Below are 21,898 nucleotides of genomic sequence, written 5' to 3'. Positions count from 1 at the left end.
TCTCTGTGTTCTTTTTTTATTTCCCGTTCATTGTTGAAACAGCTCAGGTGCCAGACGCGGGTCCGACAAATCCAGTTGATACATGATCTGGTTATAATCATAACGGGGCGTTTTAACATCATTCCCCGAAAACAGCGTTGTGTAAGTCCCTTCAAAATAGAGCAATCGTCCGTTTTCTTCCGCAAACATCGGGTGCTGTTTCGGATTATAAAAACTGTATTTGTGATGCGTCACAATCTTGCGAGCCCACTTCCAGGGACCAAGCGGGCTCTCTGCTTCTGAATACCAGATTTCTCCCAACACAGAGGTGCCGAACTTCTGCGACGCAATCATCGTCCATTTTTTGCGATAGGGATTCCAGGCAACGGAACTGTTATGAATCTGAATCGCCTGTTTCGTCTCAATGTCACGTAGATAAAAATAGCCTTCCTCTGCGGCAATTTCCCCTCGTTGAATCAACTTCTGCTCCAGATCATAACTCAATGGAGGCAGGTTTTTCCGCCACTGATATCGCAGTTGACCTTCCGCATCCCGATCCACGGCCCATTCTTCCGTACCTGCCCCCGGTTTCAAATAGGTATAGGTTTCATACTCAGGCAAATTCGTCAACGCATCAGGCGTAGCGGGCACCCGAGTCAGCGGAGCCGCCAGACCAAACAAGACATATTCGACTCCCTCCATTTTATATTTCACCGGATGCCCTACCGGATAGAGCGGAGCATCGAAATCAAAGACCTTCCGTTTTTCGAACTGCTTTAATGCATCGTTAAATTCCACCAGTCCGCGCTCATAAACAGTCAACGGTGCTTTGACTTTAACATACTTCGCAAACATCCGTTCTGTGCCAGACTCAACTTTCAACGTCACCAGCGCATCTATCCAGGTGGGCCCCTCTCCGGGCATAGCACAAGTTTTCTTAGCAAAGCCGGTTTCATCCAGAAAATATTTCAGATTGACGCCTTGCTGAATCCGCAGTCTTCCTCGTGCAGGCAATTCGGAAACGGCGCCGGGAACATCGAAATTGCCCAGCGGATATTCCGGTTTGTTGGTATCTCCCCAAAACCAGTACACCTTATTTTTAAACAGCGTATTGACCACGCTATCCGACCCCAGCACACGCCCATTCAACACAGGCTCTTTCAGAGGAAACGGCACTCCGACCAGCAGACTGTCTCGATATATGCCCCCGCCGGTCACACGATAGAGCCGCCGCGCCACATTCACACGCTGCATCTTGAGCACCGCTTTACCCCCCGGCGTCACCTTCAGTTTTTTGCCAGTGAATCCAAAACCGTCTTGAGGATAGGTATAACCGTGACTGCGAATATAAAAATAGACTTCCTGATTCATCAAGCCCGGCTCATCAAAGGCAACGATGCCGTTACTGTCAGTCACATGCAGAATCTGATTCACCGTCTCCAGTTCCACCAATGGAATGCCGCGTTCGGTTTCCGCATCGATCACATGTATCTGAAAATAATCCGCCGCTAATGAAAAATGGGGAGTACAGACCACCATGCTGAGCAACAGGGCGTAATATCTTACCATCAAATTTCCTTTGTTTTTCCATCAAGGACAACGTACTGAGATAAAAAGAATCACTATCAACAGGGCTGGTATTTCACTCGCGATACTGAAAGAATAAGTATTCGGTTATCATAATCATCTACGCGTTATTAATCTCTTTAAATTCTGAAATTCAAGATCATGCAACGACGACGATTTTTACAACAGTGTGGCATCTTTGGCTCAGGAATCTTTAGTCTTCCCTTTCTGCAGGCTCTGCAATCAAGACCATGCTATGCATCCAGCTCCGGTGAACTTAAAGCCGACGTGGTCATCATCGGTGCCGGTCTCGGAGGCTGTGCTGCCGTGTTAGCCGCTTGTCGCAATGGAGCCCGCGTGATTCTGACCGAGCCGACTGACTGGATCGGCGGTCAGATCTCACAACAAGCGGTCCCACCAGACGAACATAAGTGGATTGAATCATTCGGACGTACAGAATCGTATGCCAAACTGCGAACTCTGATTCGTGATTACTATAAACAACATTACCCTTTAACCAGCAAGGCTCAACAAATCGCAAATTTGAACCCCGGCAACGGCTCGGTCTCGCGCATCTGTCACGAACCCAAAGTCGGCATCGCGGCACTGCAATCGATGTTGGCGCCGCTAGTCAGCAGCGGTCAACTGACTCTACTCTTAAATACACATCCCGTCAGCGCCTCTCAGACGGGTGACCGAATTGAAACCGTGACCTGTCAGACACTTGGTTCGGAGAAACCGGTCACACTGCACGCTACCTACTTCATTGATGCCAGCGAAGAAGGGGACCTGCTGCCGTTAACTGGAACCGAATACGTTCTGGGTGCGGAATCACAGTCAGAAACCGGCGAACCACATGCACCTGCACAGGCCAACCCAGCCAACATCCAGGCGTTGACGCACTGTTTTGCCATTGATCATCAGGAAGGGGAAGACCACACAATCGAACGCCCCGCCATGTACGACTTCTGGAAAGATCATGTTCCCCCGTTAACGCCTGCCTGGTCGGGCAAAATTCTTTCACTCTATTATTCCCATCCCCGCACATTGAAACCCAAAGAACTTTCCTTCGTGCCCTGTGGCAAAGAGACTGCGCCTCCCAAAACCAAATCGTTGAATCTTTGGCTCTACCGCCGGATGATCGACCGCAACAACTTCACCCCCGGCTCCTATGCCAGTGATATCACCGTCATCAACTGGCCTCAGAATGACTATATGCTGGGCAACATCACTGATGTCACACCCGCCGAACGAGAGCAGCATCTTAACGCCGCCAAACAACTCAGCTTGTCGCTCCTTTATTGGCTGCAAATCGAAGCCCCCCGACCGGATGGCAAGCAGGGCTGGAAAGGGCTGCGTCTGCGCAAGGATATCGTTGGCACCGAAGACGGGCTGGCAAAGTATCCGTACATTCGCGAATCCCGCCGCATCAAAGCCGAGCTGACCATCAAAGAACAGGACCTGACCTACACCGAACGGCTCAAAGTCATGGGTAAGGATCATAAGCCACTACTCGCCCAACCGTTCGCTGATTCCGTCGGGATCGGCTATTACCATCTGGATCTGCATCCCAGCACGGGTGGCGACAATTACATCGATATGGGCAGTGTTCCGTTTCAGATTCCTCTCGGAGCGATGATTCCGCAGCGTGTCGAAAATCTGATCCCCGCTTGCAAGAATATCGGCACCACCCACATCTCAAACGGTTGTTATCGCCTGCATCCAGTCGAGTGGTCGATTGGTGAAGCAGCGGGTGCCTTATGTGCCCACGCAATTTCCCAAAAAACAACACCACGTCAAATTCGCAACGATCAGCGGCAGTTGCAGGATTTCCAGACCACACTCACAAAGCAGGGGATCGAACTGGAATGGTCCAAGCTGAGTTAGCCGCTCGGATCAACCATGAACCAGCGGTGATACATGCTGTTGTAAGAACCAGCGATCCAGCAGCACCTTGCGCGTAAACCATTGGGTCGACATTAATTTTCGTCCCAGAAATTGACGGAGGGTCGCTGGAATAAGGCTTGCTTCCGGATGGTCGGACCATTCCCCAAACCGCTGAAACAGCTTGTCCTGATACTCGGCCAATCGAACCTTCGTATAATCCTGCTGGCAGCCACGAATCACATCTGCAGCAATGAACCCTGTTTCGATCGCAGGGCGAATGCCTTCTCCACTTTGCGGCGACGCCATGCCGATCGCATCCCCCACCAGCAAGACCCTCTCATCAACAATCGTCCGTTTTTGTAAACCATACAGACGGTAAGCGTGTCCTTTGAACTTCCCGAGGATCTCCTTAGGCACGCGTCCCTCTCGATCCAGATAGTCAGTAAACTCATCACGGACCGCCGACAGTTGTTTTTCTCCTTCGCGTCCCATTCCAACATTTAAATAGCCGTCTTTATAAAAACACCAGCCATAGCCTTTTAAGTCGCGACAGAAATACAATTCCGGAGTATCCGGTTTCACATGGCAGAGACTCTGCTGTTCAGGAGTCAGTTCAAATTCCGTTTCCTGTGCTAGGACGACGGACTTTTCCGACGAATGGTCTTGGTTCAATTCGCGGGCCACCGGACAAAAATGGCCGCCTGCTCCCACGACCAGCTTTGCCTGCAGGGAACCATTAATCAGCCAGCCGTTCTCATTGCACTCCATCGTTTTCAGAGGCGTTCCCAATTGAGTCCGGGCGCCACAACGTTTGAGCAAGTAGTTATCAAACTCACAACGACGGATTCCATAACTGACCGTCTTCCCGTATTCAGTTTCAATGGTTGTACCGCCGATAATGCCGGTTCGAAAACGAGTGATCGGTTGCAGAGCATGATCCCGGGCATAATCTGCCAGATCCAAGTCCAACAAATCGACAACCGGTGGAGTGATCCAGCCCGCGCAGACTTTATCCCGCGGGAACGTCGCCTTATCCATGATCAGCACATCCAGACCGGAATCACGCAGCCCCCTGGCACAGGATGAACCGCCTGGACCGCCCCCCACAATCAGTACATCACACGTCTCACTCTCAGTCGCGGTCATGATTCACTCACTGTCTGTGAAGGCTCAGCCTGATACAAGCCAGCACGGGTCCAGGGAATTTCGTTATTCCCCCCGTTTGTGAAGACCACTTGAAATAACTGCAAAGAACCAGCTCGAAAGGCAGCAACGGACGCTGCCAGATACAGGCGCCAGGTTCGAATGAAATCCTCGTCAAACATTTCTGTAACCCGGTCGATATTCTGTTCATAGCGATGCAACCAGTGCTCCAGAGTCATCGCATAGTGCAGGCGGATATTTTCGACATCCAGAATTGAAAATTTCTGGGGTTCGAAAATCTGCATCATTTGACTTAGACTGGGAACATGCGCGCCAGGAAAAATGCGTTTGGTGGTCCAGCTATCCAGCATTCGCGGCGAGTTACAACCAATGGAATGAATCAAGCCGCGACCGCGGGGGCTTTGACAACCGGCGATGACTTTACCCAGCGTTTCATAATTCTTCAGGCCGACGTGTTCCAGCATCCCCACCGACACGAAAGAATCATAACTGCCGGTGATATTTCGCCAGTCATCTTCGACGAATTCAACGCGGTCACTCAATCCTTCCTGTTGGGCACGTTCACGGGCATAGACAATTTGTTCGTGGGAAATGTTGAACGCTCGCACCTTGGCACCATAAAATTTGGCCATATGCAACGCCAGCGCGCCCCAGCCACAACCGGCTTCAACAACCGTATCACCTGGTTTCAAACCGACTTTCCGACAAACATGATCCATCTTGGCGATCTGCGCGGCTTCGAGCGACATCTCCGGATCGGAAAAATACGCACACGTATAAGCCAATTGCTGATCCAGCCAGAGTTTATAGAAATCATTTCCTATATCATAATGATGATGAATATTGCTGCGGGCCGCGTCGATCGTATTTCGCTGTAACCAACCCAGGCAACTCCGAATCCCATCGCGATAAAAGTGTTTGGTATCGGCTGTATGAGTGCATTGATCGATGGCTTCATTGAAGGCAATCAATCCACCTTCCACTTCTACGATTCCTTGAGAATAACCATCGCCAAAAGCCAGACTGGGATCAATCAACATTTTATACAGCGTGCTGCGTTGATGGATGAAGAGTCGCACAGCAGGGGACGTCGGTGATGTTGTGATGCTGGTGTTATCCCATAACACCACCTCGACTTTTGGATTACCCGCTTTCTGCAGCATGGTTCGCATCAGCCATCGGTCTAAAGCAGTCGCTTTGCCAGATGTACGTTGCGGGTCTGGTAAACGCGTATGAATATCAGAAAGTGCAACGTTACTTTCTGTATCAGAAATTCCGCCCGGTTGAGCATGTTTGGGTGTGGAGTCAGACTTAGTTGGATTCACGATGATTCTCCCGAACTGCGACCAGATTCTCACTCGATTGAAATACGCGTTATAAATCCTCAAACAAAACTATTTCATAATTTAATACCGCCTCTTATTTTCACTGAAGCAATTGAAATTTCAATTCATTTTTGAATTTCTGATCACTAATCTCAAAATTAAAAATTTTGTGGGAAGTTCAATTTGCTTATTTTTCCAACTCTCGATCTTCAACGCACAAGGATACAGGTATCGACTTCATAGCTATCATAGCTACATGAAAACAAAGCTGTTCCCCCATCATTGTGTTGACATTTTTTCTGTCCCTAACCCAAAAATTCGCAAAGTACGAATCCTCGATCCCGTTTTTCCGTTCCAACTCCTTTTCCCAGAATAAAACTTGTTCCCATTTTTTTCTTGATCCGGGGAGAGACTTTGACAATTTGGACTTGGAATTCCGCTGAGTCAGATGCTACAATTGATCACATCAGTGATTTTTTATCATTGAATTCACACCTACAAAGCTCACCAACCGATAACTACACTAAACTCCTGCCATTCCTTGAGAAGGTTACACCTATGCTGTCAATCTGGGGACCAGAAACGAAGCTCTGTGATCGCATTTCACGTCGGGAAATCCTGAAAATTGGCGGATTGGGTCTGGGAGGACTCAGCCTGCCCCAACTGCTGCAAGCAGAATCTGCATCCGGCAAAAGCAAACGCCATAAAGCTGTCATCATGATTTACATGTGCGGTGCTCCCTCGCATCAAGACATGTATGATCTCAAAATGGATGCTCCTTCAGAAATCCGGGGTGAGTTTCGTCCGATTAATACGAAAGTCCCCGGCTTTCAAATTTGCGAACATATGCCACGATTAGGCAACATCGCCGAGAAAATCATTCCACTCCGTTCGGTGCATGGTTCACCCAATGGTGCCCACGATTCCTTTATCTGTTACACAGGACGCACCACCCGCAATCAGCCCGCTGGTGGCTGGCCATCCATAGGGTCGGTTGTCTCTAAACTCTCTGGTCCCGCTGATCCTGCGGTACCTCCTTTTGTCGGCCTGGCTCCTAATACGGGGCATCCTCCTTACGGTTCTCCCGGTCTCCCCGGCTTTCTGGGAGTCAGCCATTCCGCATTCCGGCCCTCCGGACCTTCCAGTAAAAACATGGTGCTGAACGGCATCGACGAAGCCCGGCTCAATAACCGGAAACAGCTCCTGGCAACCTTCGATCAATTTAAACGCGAGGCAGACGCCAGCGGATCGATGCAGGGCATGGATGACATGAACCAGCAGGTCTTCAACATCCTGACTTCCAATAAACTGGTCAATGCCTTAGATCTTTCACAGGAAGATCCCGCCATCCGGGAACGCTATGGGAAAGGGGACCCCAAAAACTACGGAGATGGTGCTCCCCGTAACCTCGAACACTTTCTCATGGCTCGACGCCTGGTCGAAGCTGGTGCCCGCATCGTCACATTGAATTTCGGACGCTGGGATTTCCACAGTAACAATTTCGGCGGTTTGAAAGAAACACATCTTCCGCAATTCGATCAAGGCTTAGCCACACTGATCGAAGATCTGCACGAACGCGGCATGGCAGACGATGTTGCCGTTGTTGCCTGGGGAGAATTTGGTCGTACACCCAAAATCAATAAAGATGGCGGACGCGATCACTGGCCTGCAGTCGGCGGCGGCTTACTTGCCGGCGGTGGTTTCAAAACCGGTCAGGTCATCGGAGCAACAGACCGACTAGGCGCTCAGATTGCCAATCGACCGATTCATTTCGGTGAAGTTTTTGCCACGCTCTACCATCACCTGGGAATTGATTATAATTCCGCTCCCATGCACGATCTGGCGGGCCGTCCTCAGTATCTGGTCGATGACTACGAACCACTGCACGAAGTGATTTAGTCGCTTTCTTCAAGACGGCAAAATCCATCCTTTAGCTTTTCTGCCTGACCCGCTACGATATGTGTCTGCCTTGAGAAATTGATCAAACGACAGACCTATTCTTATTGGGACCAATGATGGCTAAAGCAGGGATGGATGACGCTTTACTCGACGTACTGCACGAATACTGGGGATACGCGGAATTTCGTCCGCTCCAGCAGGAAGCGATGACCGCGGTCCTCGAAGGTCGAGATTCACTCGTCGTCCTTCCCACAGGCGGGGGAAAGTCGCTCTGTTATCAGGCCCCCGCACTCTGTATGGACGGCATGGCGGTCGTCGTCAGCCCGCTCATCTCCCTGATGAAAGACCAGGTCGATGCGCTTCGCGTCTGTGGCATTTCCGCGGCTTACCTGAATAGCTCGCTGGAGCAAGAAGAATCGCGCCAGGTCATGAGAGATGTCCGCAAAGGGGAAATCAAACTGCTCTACGTGGCTCCCGAACGTCTGATGCTGGAAGGCATGCTCAGCATGCTGACTGAAATCAAGTTGGCATACATTGTCATTGATGAGGCCCACTGTGTCAGTATGTGGGGTCACGATTTTCGCCCGCATTATCACGCGCTGCAGGAACTCAAAAACATTTATCCGCAATGTGGCATTCATGCTTATACCGCTACCGCTACCGAACAGGTCCGCGACGATATCGCAGTCCAACTGGCACTGAAAGAACCGGATGTCCTCATCGGTTCATTTGATCGCCCCAATCTGACGTACTCGGTAGCACGACGGTCAGATCGTTTCGCACAAGTGTCTGAAGTGTTGGAACGCCACCCAAATGAACCCGGCATCATCTATTGTATCTCGCGCGCAGACGTCGAATCACTGAGCGAATCGCTCAACAATGCCGGCTATGAAACGCGTCCTTATCATGCGGGGCTACCTGATGAAGAACGTGCCTCCAATCAGGAAGCCTTTATCCAGGACCGTGTTGACGTGATTGTCGCCACGATCGCGTTCGGCATGGGCATCGATAAACCCAACGTACGGTATGTCATTCATGCGGGCTTACCAAAGTCACTCGAAAATTATCAGCAGGAAAGCGGCAGAGCAGGGCGGGACGGCCTCGAAGCCGAGTGCGTCTTACTCTATTCCGAACAGGACGCGATGATCTGGAAACGCATTCTGGACGATCAACCCGATGAATCAAAGGCGACTTCGTTTCAATCACTGCAGGCGATGCAGAACTACTGCCACAGTTTTGACTGTCGTCACCGCTATCTGATGCGGCACTTCGGTCAGGACCTGGAACAGGATTGCGAAACCGGCTGTGATTTGTGTCGCGGCGATTTTGAACAAGTCGATGAGGCGCAGGAAATCGGTCAGAAAATCCTGTCTTCTATTTTCAGACAGGATCAGAACTTTGGCTCTACTTATACGGCCGCTGTGTTGAAAGGCTCGAAAGACAAGAAAGTACTCGCAAATCGACACGATGAGCTAAGCACGTACGGCCTGCTTAAACAGGAAAGCCTGTCTACCATTCGTCACTGGCTCAATCAATTGATGGCCCAGGGCTTCTTAACCAAAACCGCCGAGTATCAACAGCTACGCATCACCGACTCCGGCTGGCAGTTATTACGGGGCGAAGTCACACCTCAACTCATGCGCACGTCACAGGACACCAAAGCAGACAAGAAACGTCGCACGAAAAATGAATTGGCTGATCTGAACTGGAAGGGGGTGGACCAGGAGTTGTTCGAAGAATTACGCAGCCTGAGAAAACAGATCGCGGGCGACAAGGGCTTACAACCTTACATGGTGTTCGGTGATGCCACACTCCGCGAACTGGCCCGACACAAACCCCAGACACTATCCCAGTTCCTTGAAATCTGGGGGGTTGGACAGAAGAAATGCGATGATTTTGGACAGCAGTTTCTGGACTGTATCGCCAGCTTTAACAGCTGATCCTGTCCTGCCAAACAGCTCAAATGCCCCCTGAAAGTGCACATCCTCACGCTGCCTGATGTTTCCTATTCATCTCTTACATATCCCAGCCAGCATACCCATACGACATATATCACTACAGAATATAATGTTACGTCATCTCTGAATTGAATTTTTCTATTTTTCGCAAAATCTGTTGCGAGAAATCTTGCAGGGCAGTCGATGGAAGTATAATATCCCTCGTATTGAGATTGAGTTTCAATTTCAATCAGCCAGCCAGCAATCGTGGTTTTCCGCTAGTAGCAAGCCAGCCAGAACAATTGGCCATTGAATTGGGTTCGAGCCCATTCAATATTTTTATTCTGGTAACCCGCTACAACTCAGGAGAAACCATGTTATCCCGCCCCAAACCAAGACGCGCTTTCACGCTGATTGAACTTCTGGTGGTCATCGCCATCATCGCGATTTTGATCGCCTTACTACTCCCCGCCGTCCAGCAAGCCCGCGAAGCCGCCCGCCGCTCCAGTTGCAAAAACAACCTGAAACAAATCGGCCTGGCAATGCATAATTACCATGATGCGTATACCTCGCTCCCCATGGGAATGAACTCCCGAATCTATAGTCCCTTTGTCGCAATCTTGCCATTTCTGGATCAATCCAATTTACAGAATCTTTACGACTTTAATTTGGACTATGATGACCCTGTCAATCAGGACGCTCTTAACCAAACTTTAGCCATCTATCTCTGCCCTACAATGGTTCTACCTCGCGCTGTTCCGTTCTTACCATGCGACGAACCTGGTGGCCCCACAAGTTATGGTGCGTCGATGGGACTTCACTATGGTAGCTCCGGTGATCCAGATGGTATGTTTGCTGGATATAACTACAGCACTACAAAACCAACACTTTTTCGAGATGTAACTGATGGTCTCTCTAATACAATTATGTGTGGTGAATTCAATTACCGCCTTGAAGATTATACCTGGTCAAGTTACACGTGCGGTGACGCTTCATACCATGGAAATCCCCGCTGGGGCAGCTACCGTTGGGGTGGTAGTTACCCGGGAGTTGCCCTTGGAGACACCAGTGGTGACTTCAATGTCAACCTCAGTGCGAACCGATACACATGGCGTAGTGATCATGTCGGTGGTGCCCATTTCCTTTTAGGTGATGGTGCTGTCCGCTTTGTCAGTGAAAATATTGATGCCGGAACACTAGACGCACTGGCTACCAAATCAGGTGGCGAAGTCATCGGCGAATTCTAATCGGTTGTTCCTTTCATATAGATATTGTTATCTCCAGTGCCTTGCAGAAGTGTCACTGTTTCTGCAAGGCACTAGAGGAGTTAAAGATGATCACAAAAACAGCATTAATCAAATATTGTTCTCCCCGTTTATATTCAACGAAATCTTGTCTTTTCCTTGGTTTACTAGTTCTAAGCTGTGTTGGCTGTAGCGGAACAAAAGATGACCCGCGTGGCGAGCGTCTCAGTGTATCGGGCCTTGTCTATTACGATGGCGATCCCATCACCAGTGCCCGCATTTTATTTATCTCTGACACTCCTGAAGGAAAAGTCAAATCGGCGGGCATCGTACAACAAGGCATTTATCAGATCCCCGAAGAAGGGGGTCCGGTTCCGGGGAAGGCCCGTGTCGAGATCTATTCCACCATTCCAGAAATGGAAGAGATGACTCAATTACAGGCCGAAGCCAAAAAAGCAGGAAAACCATTTGTCGATCCTTCCGATGTTAAAATCCCAGCCTCTTATAACAAAAATTCGAAGTTGACCGCTGAAATTACCAAAGACGGAAAAAACACGTTCGACTTTAAAATTGAATCCAAATAACCCAAGACTCCTTTTCATCGACCACACATGGAGAAATCTCATGAAGTGCTATCAAACAGTTCAACGGGAACTGAAACAATGGGGACTGGCCGGGCTGATCGTCCTGCTCACGCTCTCGGCGACCATGCAATGGACGCCCGCGAAAGATCAGACGAAAACCGAAACAAACCAGGAAAAAACTGCTGCCACAAAGCTCTATCAGGCAGCCCGAGAAGCCCGCGCCGTCTGGCGTGATTTTCCGGGTTTCACCGCTGACGTTACTGTGAGCTTTAATGGAAAACAGACTCAAGGAAAACTTTCCGCTGACAAAGACTTCAAAATCAAACTTACTTTGAAAGATGAATCGCTGTCCGAATGGAGCCTGCCAAAACTGCGATCGGTCATCGGCCACCGCAAGTACCGTGTGCAAAAACCAATCCCCGCGACGTTCGCTGACCAGCAGGTCAACCATCCGCTGGGGCGTCTGGTGAATATCGATGACAAAAATGTCTCCTTCCGTCTCCAGGACAATGTCATGACTGAAGTACAACGTCGCTCCGATAAAATGTGGTTCACGATTTCCACCCTGGATGTCTGGCGTACCAAAGAAGGTTCTGTTCTGCCACGTGACACATCAGTCACCTATCGCAATCCCAAAACAGGAGCGATCACATCCAATCGCAGTAACACATTCGCATTCACACGTGTTGGAAATTATGACCTGCCAGCAACCATGCTGACGGTGGAGTGTGGCGAGAACTTCGAGAGAAACATTGGTTCGATCAAACTTTCCAACCATCGTTTGCTCTCTCCCGAATCACTTTCACAAACAGAATCAAAATAACACGCAAACAATTACAACATTCAATTTAAGAGTACACATATGAAAACATTTCAATGGACCGCAGCCATCATCTGCCTGATAGCTGCCACAATGACAAATCAGGCATTTGCCCATTTCCTCTGGCTCCTTCCACAGGCTGAAGGCAAAAACAACGCCGCGAAAGTTCAACTCTATTTTGGAGAAGCCGCAGAACCCGATGACCCGGACCTGCTCAAGAAACTCACAGACATCAAAGTTTGGGAAAAGACTTCAAAAGGTCAACTGGAAACTTACAAATTGACCGCCGGCGATGATTCACTGTTCATCACCCCCAAACCCAAAGGGGCGGGAAGAGCAGCCTATGGTCTCAACCATACTTACGGCGTCATCACTCGCGGCGAGAGCCAGTTTCTGCTGAAGTATTATGCCAAAGCGTTCCCTCAAAAGAGTCAGCGTGTCTGGACTAAAATTGACTGTTCCATGCAACTGCCGCTGGAAATCGTGCCTGTCCTCAAAGGGGAAGAAGTCACGCTACAGGTCAACTGGAATGGCAAACCACTGGCAGACGCCGAGCTCAAAATCATTGGGCCCAAAACCAGCAGTGAAACTGTTACCGCGACTACAAATGCCAAAGGTCAGTTCCAGACGAAATTAACCGACGGCGTCTATTCCATTCGAACCAAACATGTCGAAGAGAAAAAAGGCGAACACGAAGGCGACAAGTACGACAGCATCAGACACTACTCCACACTGACTCTGCCATTCGTCGCTCTGCCAGATAACAGTAAGACAACAGCCGCTGAAGTAAACAGTAAATACCCTCAGCTTCCCGATGCGATCTCCAGTTTCGGTGCCGCTGTCAGTGGAGATTATCTATACGTTTACAGTGGCCACATCGGCCGCGCCCACGCACACAGTGCTGAAAACCTTTCGCAGAAATTTCAGCGACTGAACCTGAAACAGCCAAAGGCATGGGAATCTCTGCCATTCAAAACACCTCTGCAGGGCTTAGCCATGGCCCCCCATGGTGACAGCGTCTACCGAGTGGGTGGTCTCTCGGTTACCAATAAGAAAAAAGAAGATTCCCTGATGGAATCACTGCCAACGGTGGAGCGTTTTGCACCGGAAAAGAAAGCCTGGGAAGCTGTCACCCCCATGCCCACCGGTCGCTCTTCACACGACTCTGTATTCCTGGGAGACCAGCTATACGTTGTTGGTGGCTGGACCATGCGAAAAGGGGATGAATCGATCTGGCAGGATGAAATGCTTGTTCTGGATGCATCTCAGGCAGCCCCCAAGTGGAATGCCATTAAACAACCATTTCAGCGTCGTGCCCTTTCTGCTGCCGCTCATCAGGGGCAGATCTTTGCCATGGGAGGCATTGATGCCGACGGCGATATCAGTCATGAAGTCGACATCTACACTCCCGCAACCGGCAAATGGACCAAAGGCCCTGAGCTGCCCGGCAGCACGATGAATGGCTTCGGGACAACAGCCTGGAGTATCGGCGGAAATCTGTATGTCAGTGGAATGGACGGCGACGTCTTTCAGCTGGATAAAGAAAACAATGCCTGGAAAAAAGCAGGGGCGCTCAACACGCCACGATTTTTCCATCGCCTGTTGCCCGACGGTAACGGCGGTCTGCTCGCCATTGGTGGTGCCTCTCGCAAAGGGCACCTCAAATCCATTGAGCAGGTCAATCTGAATTAAAAGCATGTTTCCGTTTGATGAGACAAGAGCTCTGTTCTGGATACGCCCCATTTCCGGGAGCTCTTGTCTCTCTTTTTTCGATGATCGATATTCTTTCCCCTCAGTGAGAATACCAGAAACGCCCCAAACACGCTGAACCAGGCTCATAGCGTGCCTGAAAGAGTAACCATCATGATCTCTCAAACCGAAGAATATGCATTACGGGCGATGACCTGCCTGGCATTTCGTCATCCTCACTTTACGACACGCGATCAAGTCTTCGAGGTGACTCAGGTCCCGCACGCTTATCTCCCCAAAATTATGTTGGAATTAAATCGAACCGGCCTCATTCGTTCGCAGCGTGGGCAAAACGGCGGCTATGCCTTGATTCAACCCCCGCACAATATTTCTCTTCTGGAGATTATTAAATCGGTCAGATCGGGGACTGCAAAAAATGCGCCCTTATATGCCACGTCAAATTCAACTGAAATCAATCAATTATACGAACATCTGAACCAGACGTTTTCCATGCTGGAAACCGCTCTCGATCAAACAACATTGGCAGATATCATGTCGCCTCCTGTAAAACAGAATTTAAAGGAACAGCACTGTGTTCAAAAATAAACTGACAATCTTTTTCGCTATCACGATCCTTGTTTGCGTTGCAACTGTGGAAGCCGCTGATGTCTGGTCCGGTTTTCGTGGCAATGGTTCCAATATTTCACCGGCCGTGAATCTGCCTGTCAAATGGTCTCCCGAACAGGGAATTCGCTGGAAACAAACCGTCCCCGGTTACGGGCAATCCTCGCCGGTCGTCTGGAAAAACCAGGTTTTTGTTACATCCATCGAAGGGCCACAACAGGAAACCTGCTTGCTCCACGTGTACGACCTGACGAACGGACAGCCAGTCTGGTCGAAAGAATTCAAAGCCAGTCAGACCAAGAAAACCTCTTCAATGGTCTCCCGCGCTGCTCCGACGCCGGTGGTTGATGAAAACGGAATCTATGCCTTTTACGAAAGTGGTGATGTCGTCGCTTATACGCATTCCGGGACTCCACTCTGGCAGCGTTCTTTAGTCAAAGATTACGGTGCGTTTGTCAGCAATCACGGCATCGGCAATTCACTCGCACAAACTGCAGATCAGATCATCGTGTTAACCGCTCATGAAGGTCCTTCTTACCTGTTGTCTTTGGATAAAAAAACCGGCAAAACAAACTGGAAAACCGATCGCGAATCAGGTGTCGCCTGGACTTCTCCTACGATTGCCGATCGAGACGGCACTCCGGAAATCATCGTCAGTTCACGTGGTACCGTGAATGGATACCAGGGTCTCACCGGCAAGCTGCTCTGGACACACTCCGGCATCAGCGGCAATACCATCCCTTCTGCCTCCGTCTATCAAGATACGATTCTGATTGGCGCTTCAATGGATCGCAGAAATCCAAACGCCGCCAAAGCCAGTGCTTCCAACTGCTGTTTGAAACTGGTCACCAAAGAGGGAAAACCAACATTTGAAGTCCTCTGGAAAGCGAACAAAGCGGTTTCTTATTACTGTACTCCGCTCGCCTACGAAGGTTGTGCTTACTTTGTCAATAAGGTCGGCGTCGTCTACTGTCTCGACCTGCAGACAGGTAAACAACACTACGCCCAACGCCTCACTGGTCCCTGCTGGAGTTCCCCACTCGCTGCTGGAAACCAAATCTACTTCTTTACGAAAAAAGGAACGACCGACGTCCTCCGCCCGGGATCCGAATATAAATTACTGGCTTCCAATCCTCTCATTGCTGAAAAGGAGGAGCAACCGGAAACAGAAAAAACCGCAAAACCGGATACGAAAGCAAAGTCTGACAGTCGCGGCGCCGGCAGAAGCGGCTATCCTCAACTGGGGGCCACCGTGTATGGCACCGCCGCCGTCGATCAGTCCCTCCTGATTCGCACTGGAACGGAACTCTACTGCATCGGATCAACTGAAAAATAAAATCTCTCAAAAGAGTTTCCTCTCCAAATCAGTTTGATTGAAATTCAATGCCTCCGAATTCATTTCGGAGGCATTGTTGTTTGATGGGATATGTTTTTCACTGACCATTCCGAGCTTGACAGCATCCCGCCCTTGTGAATACTCCCTGTTATGCGTCGCGCGCGAGTGAAACGGTTTATGCACTGCTTATCTTCGCGTACTGAACCGATTCCCTCAATTTCTGACTGGTCATCCAACACATTTTCTTCGAACATGCAATTCACTGCCCCATTTTTTATGCGTATCGACACACTTCGACACGCTTCGACACACTTTGGATCAGCTTCGCCCGCGTACGAAAGCTTCTCGCGCCGGTACCAAACCATTTCTTTTGTCGCTTCCTCTTGACCTGCTGACGCCTTTGAGAAAAATACACGGAACATTTTGATTCTTTCCAGAAACAACTCTGATTCATAAAAACACAGGTGGTCGCACAGCACTCCGCCGCACGACCACCTGTTTTACTCGATCTGTTCCGATTGATGTTAGATAAAAACGCAGCACCGCTGCGCATTCAGTCACGTCGATCCTGCTGTCCCACAGCAATCACCTTTGTCGGCGTGCCAGACACCGTAAAAGATTCAACCGGTTCCAGACTTTTCAGAGAAAATGCCTGGATCATTCCCGCCCCCGGTTCTGTCCAGAAAGCATAACGGCCCGCTTGATCAAAGGTGACCGCATGATGCCCGTAATGTCCCTCCACTTTGCTCGGTCCCACCTTAATCTGTTTTAAAACTCGCGCATCCTGAAAATCCAGATCTGCATTCGGATCCAGATCGATCAGACTCAGATACTCATTTTGTTCCAGTTCCTGCGGATGATTATGAAAAACAAATGCCAGCCGCTTGCCCCATGCTGTTTTGACCACTTCCAGACCGGCGGGCGAATTGCCTTCTGCCATTTTTAAAGGAACTGAGATCAGAGCAGGCTCATCTAATCTGGCATTTAACAAACCCAGCCGCGCCGTATCACCCGTTCCTGAAACGAACAGGACATAATTTCGCTGGCTCGTAAAAGCTCCTGTTCGTCCCGCCTTTTTCGTCTCAGGATCTTCTCCCAGTGACAGATGTCGTACGTTTACTTTCGACTGTGAGCCGGGCAGGGGATTCAGATCTGCCTCACACCAGCAGATTCCGTCTGCCGGCGCAAAAAAGACCTTTCTCTCGCAGACAATCGCCCCATGAATGGCCCCCGACGGTAAGACAAACGAATAGGCAATCTGCTCATTCCCGTTGGGAAGAATTCGCGTCACGTCGACCATCCCTTTCTGTGGTCCGCCTCCATCGATCCAGGTAGAGTATCCGGTCTTTCCTGCAGCTACCGCCAGCGTAATATGATTTCCTCCTCCTCGATGAAAGCCGGTTTTGATGTTTGCCTGGGAATGATCTCGATACCATTGAGGGTCCAGACGCGTATAACCGGAATTGCGATCGTTGGCCAGATAGAATACCCCCTGATAACAATACAGATGAGCCGGATTCCCCTGAGCCGAATCCAGGCGTGACTCAATCACCTTTGGCTGTTTTTTAAAGTACCAGTGCGAATGATTACCGTGCGATTCTTCTTTTACTCCAGAATCCATAAAGACCCAGCCACTCTGATCCTGTCCCCCTTCCTGATCACGCACTCCCACCAGTAGTGTCCCCAGACTCTGCTCCATCTGCACCAGATTCTGCGCTTTCGCATCCAGTTCAGGAAATCCGTCAATCACTGTCGGCGTCTCCAGCCTGAGCGTTTTTGCCTTACGCACGTCGGCCCATTTCACCGTTTGCGTGGCGCGATCCTGAAAAAACAGGCGGCAAACAGTTCGTTTTCTGGATGTAGATTTCGATGCGTTTGACTGACTGTGAGACTTTGATTTCTTGAGTCCTTTTGTCTCAGCCTGCACTTTCAACGGCAGTAGCTCTAATAGCACCAGAACAAGCAATAAACTCAGTTTCGTGTGATGTAGGCGCAAAATCCCCATTTTGTTTCTCCTCAGTTGAAAAATGAATGAATGGAACGGCTTCTACAACAACTGTAGAGCCCTTACGTTGAATGGTCTCGCCAGGGTAATCCCGTACCTTCCAGAAACTGGAAGCGCCCCTGGTTGAATTGCAAACAGACCCAGGTTCGTCTCTCGCTGCTCCCCTGAATCCAGTAAAACCGGCGGCGATTTCGTGTGCCGTGATAAACGGCAGGGAGGCCCTGAAACGCAGGGCTGTCCGCCAGACTCGGATTAGCTTTAAAATAACGTGTCAATAACCGACTGTCGGAAGGTCCCAGGTTCTGCTCCCGGGTCCAGTTGACACCGGCGGCAGTAAACGTCTCCGGGTACTCCACTTCAGGCGGCTTTCGTTGTTCCCCACTTTCAGAAGCACAACCGCAAACACTTGCCAGACAGTAGAAGAACGAAAAAGAAAGTCCCCGTCGTATCCAGGCTTTGATCTCACAAGCCGACATGCTGCTTTCCTCTATTTTTGTGTGAATACTCTCAAACAATCAGGAAATTCCGTTTTCAAATCCGAACTGAAATCAAAATTCACCAATGACTTCGCCATCGGCTCTGCTAAAAAGATGACGCAGCGTCAGTAAATCGATATTTTCACCAACAAACCTCACACTGCCATCACACAACAATGCATTGACGCCGCCGGGGTGCAAACTTCGTGCTCCGGAAATCACTTCACCATGATGGGCAACATCCGGTTCTGTTGAATTGGGAGGATAGTAGCCATGCACCAGAGTGCTATAGCCCAACGTTCGAATCCAGGAGCCTGCGCGGCGACCTTCGTATCTGGTTGCCGATCGAGCTGCCAGATCATCCGAAGAGGCAGAGCAGGGACCGCCGCCACTCACCCGTTTCATCTGCCGGTCCGGATTCACTAACAACGTCGTGTCCGGCCCCCGGTCTCCAAACAGAGTTTCTGCCATGAAAATCGTATTCGTTGTACCATCGGTAATATCACGAAACTGAGTCGAGGAACCCCGCCAGAACAGGCCATCATTTTCAGAGGAACAATAATTCGTACTGAGTCCGGAACCGCCGTTAACCATATAATTCGAACCAGCCCAGACCGTTCCATTGTCATCCGTGTAATACACGTCTCCCGCATCACTGGGACAGAGAAAGACCGGCAGCACCTGTCGGGCCACAACTTCCAATGACGGATTGATCGTTGCCGCCCAGGCGGGCCCTGTCAGTAACGGCTCCCGAAAATCAATCAAATTCTGCAAATTAGCCTGATCGAGGTAGGGAAGCAGCTGCGCGGAAGGCGAATAACCATATAAGGAGTCAGAAGCCATCAGCGGGAGCCGGGAATGCGTTTCGTGATAATTGTGTAATGCCAGCCCCAACTGCTTGAGATGATTCTTACACTGCACACGACGTGCCGCTTCGCGCGCCATCTGAACCGCCGGTAATAACAGAGCGATTAAAATCGCAATGATGGCAATCACCACTAGTAATTCAATTAACGTAAAACCGCGTCGTCTCTTCATCATTCGCTCCCTTACTCGGATCAATAATCAATAAAGAATGCAATCGTCGTGGCAAATCGACACAAACCAATACCGCAACTCATTTCGTGTTGACGATTCGATCTTACCACATGCATTAATTATGTAAATACAATTTGTTTGCATTTACATAATTATTTTGATCATTAATTTTTCATGAACCTGTAAAGGCTGCTGGCTGTCATCGATAAAATGAATCCACGAAATACTTTGACTCAGGTCGTGGACAAGCATCAAATCAGACACTATTTTACGCATTCTTATTCATAACCATTCCCTCAATGACTTTTGTGTGAACCATGAACCAAATCACTGTCAGACAAGCCGTTCTCGCCGATATGGATCTTCTCGTGCCTCTGTTTGACAGCTACCGTCAGTTCTACGGACGCACCAGCGATCTTGCTGCCGCGCGAGAATTTCTCTCAGCACGATTTCAACATGGGGAATCAACCCTCTTTCTCGCCTTTGAGTCGGAGACTCCTGTTGGGTTCATGCAACTCTATCCCAGCTTCTCCTCGGTCTCTCTTGCCAGAACATTTATTTTGAATGATCTGTTCGTGAGTCCCTCAGGTCGTCGCAAAGGCATTGGCACTCAACTGCTGACCGCTGCCATTGATTATGCGAAATCCTTGCAGGCAGTTCGGCTCTCACTCGCAACAGAAATTACCAACGAGACGGCTCAAGCCTTGTATCAGTCGTCTGGCTGGAAGCGAGATGAGCAGTTTTATGCCTACCACTTTACACTGTAGCTCTGAGAGTAGTCTGAAAAAGCAATCGCGCAACACCTCACCACAGAGAGAGACTCCAAACGTACTACGCCCCAATCAGGTACCAGGAAAGATAACCAAAGACAATGAAAGAGACTGACCCCAAACTGATTGTTGGCAGTGAAGAATGGTGTGCTTTTCCCGATCTGGGAATTCCTGCCATGAAAGCACGTGTGGACTCCGGTGCCAAAACGTCCTCGATCCATGCCTTTAATGTCCAGAAATTTCGTAGACAGGGGGAAACCTGGGTCAGTTTTGAAGTCCATCCGCTGCAGAATAACCGGCGGGTCGTTGTGCGATGTGAGCGTCCGATTGTCGACAAACGCGTTGTCAAAAGCTCCAGCGGGATCTCGGAAACACGTTTTGTCGTGCTGGCCACGCTCAAGATAGGCACGGTCGCCTGGGAAATTGAACTCACGCTGGCCAACCGGGATTCCATGGGTTTTCGCATGCTCTTGGGCCGTGAAGCTATGAGCGGACGCATGCTGGTCGATCCTTCGATCAGCTTCTGCATGGGTCAGGTCTCCAGTGACACACTCGACAAACATTATGGCAAACGGGAACAAATCCGCAGCGGACTCAAAATTGCACTGCTCGCCAGTAACCAGGAACTCTATAGCAACCAGCGTATTCTGGAAGCTGGTGAAGAGCGCGGACATGAGATGGAGTTTCTCGACATTAAACAATGTTATATGAAACTCGATGCCGTCGAACCGGAAGCACACTACCGTGGAGGCAAGACGCTCGACGATCTGGATGCAGTCATTACGCGGATTCGTCCCAGTATCACTTATTACGGCTGTGCTCTGGCACGTCAGTTTGAAAGTATGAATGTACTGACTGCAAACACATCAACGGCCATCACACAATCCCGCGACAAACTCTATTCACTGCAATTGATGCTGAAAAGCGACATTAACATCCCCACCACCGGTTTTGCAAACTCTCCGATGGACACGAACGACCTGATCGAAATGGTTGGCGGGGCGCCCCTGATCGTCAAGCTGCTGGAAGGCTCACAGGGGCGCGGCGTTGTCTTGGCTGAAACCAGAAAAGCAGCCGAGAGTGTGATCAACGCCTTTAAAGCACTCCGCGCGAATCTGCTGGTTCAGGAATTTGTCAAAGAAGCAGACGGCAAAGACCTGCGCTGCTTCGTGATTGACGGCAAAGTCGTCGCCTCGATCCAACGCGAAGCGGCCCCAGGTGAATTCCGGGCCAACATTCATCAGGGGGGCACGGCTTCCATCGTCAAAATCACTCCCACGGAACGGAAACTCGCCGTCAAAGCCACCAAGGCCCTCGGATTAATGATCGCCGGCGTCGATATCATTCGCTCCAAAAACGGACCGCTTCTGCTGGAAGTCAACTCGTCCCCCGGTCTGGAAGGTATCGAAGCCGCCACCGGCAAAGACATCGCCGGCATGATGATCGCCGCGATCGAGAAGAAGCTCAAATGGAAACGCGAACTGAGCAGCAAACGAACGAAATAATTAAATGTTCTAGGAGTTCTCTGGAAATTCCGTTAAAATTGCACTCTGTC

17 protein-coding genes are annotated in these 21,898 nt (G+C 49.9%); 11 read left to right on the top strand and 6 right to left on the bottom strand.

The genetic code is table 11. From position 1 onward, the window contains the following. Positions 1-27: 27 nt before the first annotated feature. The gene (locus tag Pan241w_RS12820; RefSeq protein ID WP_145216103.1) at positions 28-1,548 is read right to left on the bottom strand and encodes a hypothetical protein; all 1,521 of its coding nucleotides are present in this window, start codon (positions 1,546-1,548) and stop codon (positions 28-30) included. A 159-nt stretch (positions 1,549-1,707) separates the two neighbouring features. Between Pan241w_RS12820 and Pan241w_RS12815 the strand changes: the two genes are divergently transcribed. Continuing rightward, positions 1,708-3,432: an FAD-dependent oxidoreductase gene (locus tag Pan241w_RS12815; RefSeq protein WP_145216100.1), complete on the top strand. Its 1,725-nt coding sequence runs from the start codon at positions 1,708-1,710 to the stop codon at positions 3,430-3,432. A 9-nt stretch (positions 3,433-3,441) separates the two neighbouring features. Here Pan241w_RS12815 and Pan241w_RS12810 read toward each other — a convergent pair whose 3' ends face one another. Together Pan241w_RS12810 and Pan241w_RS12805 are read right to left on the bottom strand one after the other, a co-directional pair. After that, entirely contained in the window at positions 3,442-4,578 is a 1,137-nt protein-coding gene (locus Pan241w_RS12810; RefSeq protein WP_145216097.1) for an NAD(P)/FAD-dependent oxidoreductase, read from the bottom strand. Continuing rightward, positions 4,575-5,921, bottom strand: a complete 1,347-nt coding sequence (locus Pan241w_RS12805) for an SAM-dependent methyltransferase (protein ID WP_145216094.1) — start codon at positions 5,919-5,921, stop codon at positions 4,575-4,577. The genes Pan241w_RS12810 and Pan241w_RS12805 overlap by 4 nt, the downstream gene beginning before the upstream one ends. Before the next feature lie 558 nt (positions 5,922-6,479). Between Pan241w_RS12805 and Pan241w_RS12800 the strand changes: the two genes are divergently transcribed. From Pan241w_RS12800 to Pan241w_RS12765, 8 genes are all read left to right on the top strand, one after another. Continuing rightward, positions 6,480-7,820: a DUF1501 domain-containing protein gene (locus tag Pan241w_RS12800; protein ID WP_145216091.1), complete on the top strand. Its 1,341-nt coding sequence runs from the start codon at positions 6,480-6,482 to the stop codon at positions 7,818-7,820. Positions 7,821-7,933: 113 nt separating this feature from the next. Then, positions 7,934-9,760 (top strand): DNA helicase RecQ, encoded by a 1,827-nt coding sequence (recQ, locus tag Pan241w_RS12795; RefSeq protein WP_232107440.1) that lies wholly within the window; start codon positions 7,934-7,936, stop codon positions 9,758-9,760. 371 nt (positions 9,761-10,131) lie between these two features. Continuing rightward, entirely contained in the window at positions 10,132-11,004 is an 873-nt protein-coding gene (locus Pan241w_RS12790; RefSeq protein ID WP_145216086.1) for a DUF1559 domain-containing protein, read from the top strand. 86 nt (positions 11,005-11,090) lie between these two features. Then, a complete protein-coding gene (locus tag Pan241w_RS12785) occupies positions 11,091-11,585 on the top strand; it encodes a hypothetical protein (protein ID WP_145216083.1) in 495 nt (164 codons plus the stop codon). Positions 11,586-11,625: 40 nt separating this feature from the next. Beyond that, entirely contained in the window at positions 11,626-12,408 is a 783-nt protein-coding gene (locus Pan241w_RS12780; protein WP_145216080.1) for a DUF3386 family protein, read from the top strand. 39 nt (positions 12,409-12,447) lie between these two features. Then, positions 12,448-14,097, top strand: a complete 1,650-nt coding sequence (locus tag Pan241w_RS12775) for a DUF4198 domain-containing protein (protein ID WP_145216077.1) — start codon at positions 12,448-12,450, stop codon at positions 14,095-14,097. 171 nt (positions 14,098-14,268) lie between these two features. After that, positions 14,269-14,700 (top strand): RrF2 family transcriptional regulator, encoded by a 432-nt coding sequence (locus Pan241w_RS12770; RefSeq protein ID WP_145216074.1) that lies wholly within the window; start codon positions 14,269-14,271, stop codon positions 14,698-14,700. Further along, a complete protein-coding gene (locus tag Pan241w_RS12765; RefSeq protein WP_145216072.1) occupies positions 14,687-16,054 on the top strand; it encodes an outer membrane protein assembly factor BamB family protein in 1,368 nt (455 codons plus the stop codon). Before Pan241w_RS12770 ends, Pan241w_RS12765 begins: the two co-directional genes overlap by 14 nt. A 553-nt stretch (positions 16,055-16,607) precedes the next feature. Here Pan241w_RS12765 and Pan241w_RS12760 read toward each other — a convergent pair. From Pan241w_RS12760 to Pan241w_RS12750, 3 genes are all read right to left on the bottom strand, one after another. Further along, complete coding sequence (locus Pan241w_RS12760) at positions 16,608-18,059, bottom strand: hypothetical protein (RefSeq protein WP_145216069.1); 1,452 nt, start codon at positions 18,057-18,059, stop codon at positions 16,608-16,610. 62 nt (positions 18,060-18,121) lie between these two features. After that, on the bottom strand, positions 18,122-18,535 hold the full coding sequence (locus Pan241w_RS12755; RefSeq protein WP_145216066.1) for a hypothetical protein: 414 nt from the start codon (positions 18,533-18,535) through the stop codon (positions 18,122-18,124). Between the two features lie 72 nt (positions 18,536-18,607). After that, the gene (locus Pan241w_RS12750; RefSeq protein WP_145216063.1) at positions 18,608-19,576 is read right to left on the bottom strand and encodes a DUF1559 domain-containing protein; all 969 of its coding nucleotides are present in this window, start codon (positions 19,574-19,576) and stop codon (positions 18,608-18,610) included. A gap of 314 nt (positions 19,577-19,890) precedes the next feature. Between Pan241w_RS12750 and Pan241w_RS12745 the strand changes: the two genes are divergently transcribed. Both Pan241w_RS12745 and rimK read left to right on the top strand, forming a co-directional pair. Continuing rightward, a complete protein-coding gene (locus tag Pan241w_RS12745; RefSeq protein WP_145216060.1) occupies positions 19,891-20,340 on the top strand; it encodes a GNAT family N-acetyltransferase in 450 nt (149 codons plus the stop codon). A gap of 104 nt (positions 20,341-20,444) precedes the next feature. Further along, a complete protein-coding gene (gene rimK, locus Pan241w_RS12740) occupies positions 20,445-21,848 on the top strand; it encodes a 30S ribosomal protein S6--L-glutamate ligase (protein WP_145216057.1) in 1,404 nt (467 codons plus the stop codon). Positions 21,849-21,898: the final 50 nt, after the last annotated feature.

The sequence above is a fragment of the Gimesia alba genome, from assembly GCF_007744675.1.
Taxonomy (GTDB): domain Bacteria; phylum Planctomycetota; class Planctomycetia; order Planctomycetales; family Planctomycetaceae; genus Gimesia; species Gimesia alba.
Note: the sequence above shows the minus strand (reverse complement) of the source record. Positions and strands in the feature narration are given on the sequence as shown.